Source organism: Pyxidicoccus fallax, from assembly GCF_012933655.1.
Lineage (GTDB): Bacteria > Myxococcota > Myxococcia > Myxococcales > Myxococcaceae > Myxococcus > Myxococcus fallax.
In genome coordinates this window covers 1-7,628 of sequence record NZ_JABBJJ010000481.1, presented here as the reverse complement: position 1 = coordinate 7,628, position 7,628 = coordinate 1, and the positions used below count along the sequence as shown (strand labels likewise).

The 7,628-nt window shown below is 71.8% G+C and carries 5 protein-coding genes; 1 reads left to right on the top strand and 4 read right to left on the bottom strand.

From position 1 onward, the window contains the following. Positions 1 to 223: 223 nt before the first annotated feature. From HG543_RS49460 to HG543_RS49445, 4 genes are all read right to left on the bottom strand, one after another. Entirely contained in the window at positions 224 to 1,027 is an 804-nt protein-coding gene (locus HG543_RS49460; protein ID WP_169351956.1) for a LytR/AlgR family response regulator transcription factor, read from the bottom strand. Further along, a complete protein-coding gene (locus HG543_RS49455) occupies positions 1,024 to 2,076 on the bottom strand; it encodes a sensor histidine kinase (RefSeq protein ID WP_343073640.1) in 1,053 nt (350 codons plus the stop codon). The genes HG543_RS49460 and HG543_RS49455 overlap by 4 nt, the downstream gene beginning before the upstream one ends. A gap of 195 nt (positions 2,077 to 2,271) precedes the next feature. Beyond that, positions 2,272 to 2,808, bottom strand: a complete 537-nt coding sequence (locus tag HG543_RS49450; RefSeq protein WP_169351954.1) for a hypothetical protein — start codon at positions 2,806 to 2,808, stop codon at positions 2,272 to 2,274. Between the two features lie 19 nt (positions 2,809 to 2,827). Continuing rightward, complete coding sequence (locus tag HG543_RS49445) at positions 2,828 to 4,444, bottom strand: hypothetical protein (protein ID WP_169351953.1); 1,617 nt, start codon at positions 4,442 to 4,444, stop codon at positions 2,828 to 2,830. 236 nt (positions 4,445 to 4,680) lie between these two features. On the opposite strand from HG543_RS49445, the gene HG543_RS49440 reads away from it, so the two are divergent. Continuing rightward, the gene (locus tag HG543_RS49440) at positions 4,681 to 7,488 is read left to right on the top strand and encodes a PAS domain-containing sensor histidine kinase (protein WP_169351952.1); all 2,808 of its coding nucleotides are present in this window, start codon (positions 4,681 to 4,683) and stop codon (positions 7,486 to 7,488) included. The last annotated feature ends 140 nt before the right edge of the window (positions 7,489 to 7,628 follow it).

Here is a 7,628-nt window from a genome sequence, read left to right as displayed (position 1 = left end):
GACAGGGGGACACCAGCAGGGTGAGCGCGGCGAGCAGCGCGGGCGCGTGGGCGGACTTCGATGACATGACGGGCTCCTCGTGAAGGGTGTGGCACACGGCGGGCGGGCAGGGGCCCGCTCGCAACGTGGCTTCAGGAGTACCCGTGTTGCCGGTGGCTGTCCGGAAGGCGGGGATGAACGGAGCGGAGCGCGGGACGGAACGCTCCGCGGCGGGGACGGGCCTTCAGCGGGAGCCGGCGGCGGCGCCCAGGCCCAGCGCCTGCTCCACGCGCGCGCGGTGGGCGCGGCCGGTGCGCACCGCCGTGCCCGCGCCCAGCACCAGGAGGTACTCCCCCTGCGAGAGCGGCTCCAGCTCGCGCACGTGGTCCAGGTTCACCAGCACCGAGCGGTGCACGCGGATGAAGCGCCGCGCGTCCAGCCGCTCCTCCAGGCGCGTCAGCGTCTCGCGCATGACGTGCTGGCCGCCCACGGTGTGGATGCGCACGTAGTTGGCCTCCGCCTCCACGTGGGTGATGGCCTCGCACTCGATGAAGCGGATGCGGCCATCTTCCTTCACCGGCAGCCGCCGCAGCGGGGCCTCCGCCAGGGCCAGCCCGGACAGCAGGGCCTCGTGGCGCGGGCCCGCGTCCGCCCGGCGTACCAGCTCCAGTTGCCGCCGGGCGCGCTCCAGGGTGGCGCGGAAGCGCTCCCGGTCATACGGCTTGAGGAGGAAGTCCAGCGCCTGCGCCTCGAAGGCCCGCACCGCGTGGCGCTGCCAGGCGGTGACGAACACCACCACCGGCACGGACTCGGGCGGCAGCGCGCGCAGCACCTCGAAGCCGTCTCCGGCCGGCATCTCGATGTCCAGGAGCAGCACGTCCGGCGCGTGGGCGAGCACCTCGCGTACCGCCTCCGCGCCGCTGGCCGCCTCCGCCACCAGCGTCACGCCCGGCTCGGCGGCCAGCAGCGCCCGCAGCCGCTCCCGCGCCAGCGGCTCGTCGTCCGCCACCACCACCCGCAGGGGCGTGCCCGCCGCCTCCGCGCTCATGCCGCGCCTCCTCCGGCGGCCTCACGCAGCGGCAGGCGCAGCTCCGCCACCGCGCCGCGCGGGGTGCCGGGCTTGAGCTCCAGCGCGGCGCCGGGCCCGTAGAGGGTGGCGAGGCGCGCGCGGAGGTTGGACAGCCCCACGCCGCCCCGGCCGCGCCCCGGAGGGCCCCCGGCGGGCAGCCCCATCCCATCGTCCTGCACGCGGACGCGCAGCGCGTCGCCGTCGCGCTCGGCGCTGATGCACACCCGGCCGGGCTCGGCCCGGGGTGCCAGCCCGTGGCGGATGGCGTTCTCCACCAGCGGCTGCAGGGCCAGGTGGGGCACGCGGGCCTCCAGCACGTCCGGCGACAGGTGCCACTCCACCTCCAGCCGCGGGCCGAAGCGCGTGCGCTCGATGTCCAGGTACGGCGCCAGCGCCTCCTGCTCCTCGCGCAGCGTCACCTCCTGGCGCGCGTCCGCCTCCAGGCTGCGGCGCAGCAAATCCCCCAGCCGCGCCAGCATCCGCTCCGCCCGGTCCGGGTCCGTGTGTACCAGCGAGGCGACGGCGTTGAGGGCGTTGAAGAGGAAGTGCGGCCGCAGCTGGGCGGCGAGCCCCTGCAGGCGCGCTTCCGCCAGCTGCGCCTGGAGCTGGTCCGCCCGGCGCTGGCGCACGTGGGCCCGGCGTGCCAGCCCCAGTGCATGCGCGCCCGCCGTCAGCACCAGCCAGACGAGCACGTTGTTGGCCACGCTCTGCACGAGCACCGAGCCGGGCTCCGGCATCCGCGAGTACCAGCCGATGAGGTCCTGCGTGAGGAGGACGAAGGCCGCGCGGCCCACCACGATGAGCGCCAGCAGGCCCAGGTTGAGCACCACGGCGAGTCCCCGGCGCTCCCCCCACAGGGGCACACGCTCGGACAGCCGCAGGCACAGCACGGTGAAGGGCACCCACAAGAGCGCGCTCGTCAGCGTCATGGGCCACATGGACCCGCCGTGGGCTTCCAGCTCGCCGATGTCCTGGAGCAGGCGCATCTGGCTGATGCCGACGAGGGCATCTGTCAGCCACCACGCCACCGCGCCACACCACACAGCCCAGGCGGGGAGGGGTGACACCTCGCCATGCCCGGCGGTGGAAGGGTCGTGCTGGGACTCGCGCATGCGCCGGGAGGCTACCGGCGCGCGGGGACGGCTTCCAACCGGGCCTGGGACGAACGGTGCAGCGGGTGGGGACGAGCCGCGCGTCGGCGGCCCGTCCCCGTGCTTCGACGGCTACTGCTGCCCGTCCATGGGCATGATCTTCACGCGCTCACCGTCGCTGCCCGTCACGGTGTCGCCGGAGGACTTGAGCTGCTCGGTCGTGGGGGTGCCCACCGCGAAGGTGGTCACCTTGGAGAGGTGCGAGCCCCGGAAGGTGCCGTCGACGGCCACCACCAGGAGCGAGCGGCCAGCCCCCGGCGTGAACTCCACGTCGAAGGTGGACACCGCCGCCTGCGTGAAGCTGGCGCCGTTCACGGGCGTGGTGGCGCCCTTCACCTTCAGGCCGTCCGCGCCCGAGATGTTCACCTGGACGTCGGTGGCCGGGGCGTCGAACCGGAGGGTGACACGGGCCTTGTCGCCGTTGACGTCCGCGTTCACCGTCACGGGGGCGGCGACCTTCGCGGTGTCCGACCCCCCGCGGAGCGCGGCCTTTTCGTTCGCCGCGGGCGTGGCGTCCGCCGCGGGCGTGGCCTTGGACTGCGACGAGCAGGCGACCGGCGCCGTCAGCGCCAGGAGGCTCGAGAGGACTGCGAGTGCCTTGCGATTCATGTGTTCCTGGCTCCTGGACCTACGGGCTCGTGATGGAGACAGAGGCGCCGTAGACGCCGTCCGCTTCCTTGTAACCAGTCACCACCAGCACGTACTGCGTGTTGGCCTGGCTGGAGAAGGTGACGGACTCCGGGCTCGTCCCCGAGAGATAGCCAGCGGCCACCACCGTGCCCCGGCGGTAGACTTCGACATCCACGTCTTCCGACAAATTCGACACGGAGATGTTCATCGTCCGTCCGGTGCCCGTGAAGACGAAGTACTGGTTCTGCTGCCGCTTGTTGGCCTCGACGCCGCCCGTCAGCGTGACGTTGGTGTTGTACGGAACCGAGGCCACAGGCGTGTAGATGGCGCGCAGGCTCGTGTCGCCATCGCCGAAGTCGGACGTCACCGCGCCCACCCGGTAGTGGGCCAGCAGAGCGTGCACCGCGGACGTGTTCACCCCCGACTGCGCCTTGAGCCCGTTGACGAACGAGCCGAGGGTGGTCAGCGCGTCCGTGGCCTTCTGCGGGCCCGTCAGCACGTCGTAGAAGGTGCCGAGGCCGAACGAGACGTTGTCGTACGCCGACTCGTTGGAGCCGGAGTCGTACAGGTCATAGAGGATGCGCATGACGCTGGACTCCGAGAACACTCCCGGCTCCGGGTCATCCGAGGGAGAGGGGGCCGTCTCCGCGTCGAAGCCGAAGGCCGCCAGCGCACCGGTCCGCTGGCTCCACACCGTGTCCACGTACATGGACTCGGGGAGGATGATGGCCGCCAGCGCGTTGCCGTAGCCCTCGCCGAACGACAGGCGCGGGTCGAGCACGTCACCCGCGCCGTGCGGACCGCCCGGGCTGTCCGAGCGCGACAGGTTGGACTCGAAGTAGTGCCCCCACTCGTGGACGATGACGTGGGAGTCGAACTCGTCGGTGTCCACGCCATCCTTGCCGAGGATGTAGATTTCGTTGTCCGAGGGCGAGAAGTGCGAGGTGCCGATGTTGCCATCGTCCTTCTCACCCGCGCCCGGGACGTTGTTCGGGCTCCAGTTCACCTTCAGCTCGGGGAACTGCACGGGCCGCACGTTCATGAAGGCGCGCGCCGCGGTGTACATGCTGTCGAGGATGGCGAAGGGGGCCGCGAAGCGCTGCTCCGCGTTGTATGCCCCGCCGGTCCAGCCATGGCCCGCGTGCATGTCCCGGGTCTTGGCGTTGGAGGGCAGCGAGGTGCCCACGCCCCAGACGGCGTCCCCGTCCGTGTTGTCCTCGACCTGGATGGACGGGGTGGTCGTCTTCGCGAGCGCGACGATGGTGAGCGAGCCGCTGCTGGGCACCTTGTAGGTGATTTCGTAGTTGCCCTGGTCGTCCGTCGTCGCGTTGCTCAGGATGGTGTTCCCCTGGCGGACCTGGATGACGGCGCCCCGCACCGGCTTCTTCGTGACCTGGGAGAACGCGAGCGTGCCCGCCCGCGTCGCCGTCGAATAGACCGCCGGGACGAAGTCGTAGGTCACCTTGCCGGTCACCTTCACCGAATCACCCGGCTTGTTGTCACCCCCACCCTCATCATCGTCATCATCACCACACGCTCCGTTGAGCGCGAGGGTGAGCGCGAGCGCCATCACCTTCCCGGTGTGGCCCCAGATTGACTTGCGAGACACGAACATTCCGTTCTCCCCCTGCCTCTCGCTAGTCGAGGGCAGGGGCGCATTCTGGGCAGTTCTCCAGCCAACTTCAAATGCGCCCGCCGGAATGCAGGCGGTCCGGGAATGACCTGGGAACGCGTTGGCCGGACATGCGTCACGCCTTCGGGCGGCCAAGCGGAGGGTTCGAGGGCCGACCTTGTGTGGTTGGTGGGCCCACCAACCGGCAGCACCTTTCAAAGGTGATTGTACCCGAGGTCATGAGCGAGGAGACGGGCATGGAGGCACCGGGAGGCGGGCTGGAGAGGGGACGTGTGCTCCGCCGCCAGTCGGTGCTGCTGGAGCAGTCCGTGCTCCTGGAGCTGGCGGCGGCCCAGGCCCCCGACTTCGAGGCCAGCCTGCGCCAGATTCTCAAGAGCGACGCGGAGCTGCTGGGCGTGGCGCGGGTGAGCTATTGGTCGTTCACGGCGGGCTCGAACGCCATCCACTGCGACGTGCTGTACCAGCGGGACAGGGATGCCTTCGACGGAGGCGCCGAGCTGCGGCGCGCCGACTTCCCCCGCTACTTCCAGGCGCTGCTGGACGAGCTGTTCATCGCCGCGGACGACGCGCGGCGGGACGAGCGGACGCGCGAGTTCACCGAGAGCTACCTGGAGCCGCGGGGCATCACCGCCATGCTGGACGTGCCCGTCTGGGTGCGCGGGCGGCTGGGCGGGGTGGTGTGCCACGAGCACGTGGGCGACTTGCCCCGCGTCTGGACGGAGGAGGAGCAGGCCTTCGCCCGCTCCATCGGCCACGTGGTGTCCATGGCGCTGGAGACGGCGGAGCGCAGCCGGGCGGAGGAGTCGCTGCGCCAGAGCGAGGAGCGCTTCCGGCTGCTGGTGGACGGCGTGAAGGACCAGGCCCTCATCATGTTGGACCCGGAGGGCCACGTGGTGAGCTGGAACGCGGGGGCCCAGCGCATCTTCGGCTACGAGGCGGCGGAGGCGCTCGGCAAGCACTTCTCCGTCTTCCACCCGTCGGACAGCGTGGCGCGGGGCCGTCCCCAACAGCAGCTGCGTGGCGCGGCGGAGCGGGGGCGGCTGGAGGTGGAGGGGTGGCGGCTGCGCAAGGACGGCTCGCGCTTCTGGGCGGGCGTGGTGCTCACGCCGCTGCGGGACGCGGACGGGCAGCTGCGCGGCTTCGCCGAGGTCTCCCTCGACATGACGGAGCGACGGCGGGCCGAGCGCCAGCAGCGCCTGCTGGCCGAGGCGAGCGTCGCCGAGCAGCAGCAGCGCCTGCTGGCCGAGGCGAGCGCCACGCTGGTGTCCTCGCTGGACCCGGACACCGCGCTGACGGCCGTGGCCCACCGCTCGGTGCCGCTCCTGGGCGACACCTGCCTCATCCACCTCCTGGAGAACGGCGCCGTGCGGCGGGTGGCGTGTGAGCATTCCCCCGGCAGCCGGATGGAGCACGTGTGCGGCGACGTGCTCGGCCCCGAGGAAGGAATGCCCCTGCCGGAGCTCGTGCGCGTGCTGCGCACCGGGCGCTCGCGCGTGCTGACGGACACGGCGAAGCTCCTGAAGCGGCTCGGCAGCGAGGACTCCGGCCGCGCCGGGCTGCTGCGGCGCTTCCGCCCGGCGTCGCTGCTGGTCGTCCCGCTCATCGCCCGGGGGCGCACCCTGGGGACGCTCTCGCTCCTGCGCGAGGAGTCCGGCCACCCCTACACGCGCGAGGAGCAGGCGCTGGCCGAGGAGCTGGCCCGGCGCTCCGCCTACGCGGTGGACAACGCGCGCCTGTACGCGGAGCTGCGGCGGGCCGAGCAGTCCCAACGCTTCCTGGGCGAGGCGACGAAGGTGCTGGTGGAGTCGCTCGACTACGAGACGACGCTGACGCGGGTCTCCCGGCTCGGGGTGCCGCTCCTGGCGGACTGGTGCGTGGTGGATGTCGTGGAGGAGGGGAACGTCCTGCGGCGGGTGGCCGTGGCCCACGCGGACCCCGAGAAGGAGGTGCTGCTGCGCGAGCTGCAGTGGCGCTACCCGGCGCGGTGGAACACGAACCCGCCCGCCACGCGGGTGCTCCGCTCCGGCCAGCCGGAGCTGTTCCCCGAGCTGACCGACGCGGCGCTGCTGCCGCTCGTGGAGGACGCGGCGCATGCGCGGCTCATCCGGGAGCTGGGCACGGACACGGTGCTGGCCGTGCCCATGGTGGCGCGGGGCCGCATCCTCGGGACGCTGACGTTCGGCGCCGCGCGCAGGCGCCGCTACGGAGCCGCGGACCTGCTGCTGGCGGAGGAGCTGGCGCACCGCACGGCCATGGCCATCGACAACTCGCGCCTGTACCAGGAGGCGCAGAAGGCCATCAACCTGCGCGACGAGTTCCTCTCCATCGCCTCGCACGAGCTGCGCACCCCCATCACCACGCTCCACCTCCAGCTGCAGAACCTGCGGCGGCTGTGCACGGCCCGCGACGATGCGCTGTGCCGCAGGCTCGACGTCTCCACGAAGCAGATTCACCGGCTGGACAAGCTCATCGAGGGGCTGCTCGACGTGTCGCGCATCAGCACGGGACAGCTGCGCTTCACCGTGGAGACGTTGGACCTGACCCAGCTCGCCACCGAGGTGGTGGAGCAGTTCCAGCAGGAGGCCGCGCGCGCGCACTGCCAGCTCGAGCTGCGGACCCGGGAGCCGGTGACGGGGCGGTTCGACCGGCTGCGCGTGGAGCAGGTGCTGGCCAACCTGCTCTCCAACGCCATCAAATACGCGGCCGGTAATCCGGTGACGGTGAGCGTGGAGGAGCGGGGCGGCTTCGCGCGGCTCACCGTTCAGGACCGGGGCATCGGCATCCCGGAGAAGGACCTGTCGCGCATCTTCGGCCGCTTCGAGCGCGCCGTGTCCCCGCGCAACTACGGAGGCCTGGGGCTTGGTCTCTTCATCACCCGGCAGATTGTGGAGGCCCACGGCGGTACCATCCACGTGACGAGTCGGCCCGGGCAGGGCTCCATCTTCACGGTGGACCTGCCGCGCGACTTCCTCTCCGCAGAGACGCCCTCCGGGGCCGGCGCGAGCGCGGGGCCATCGGGGCACTGACGCACATGTCCTGCCCGCCGCCCTGGAGGGCAGGCGGCCGGGCAGGGTAGTGCTTTTCCTTCTACCTGCGGACGCTCCCCCGCCCCACCCTCCGGGGAGAGCGGGTTGGAGGTTTTCCGACAGGGAGGGGAGCGATGGGG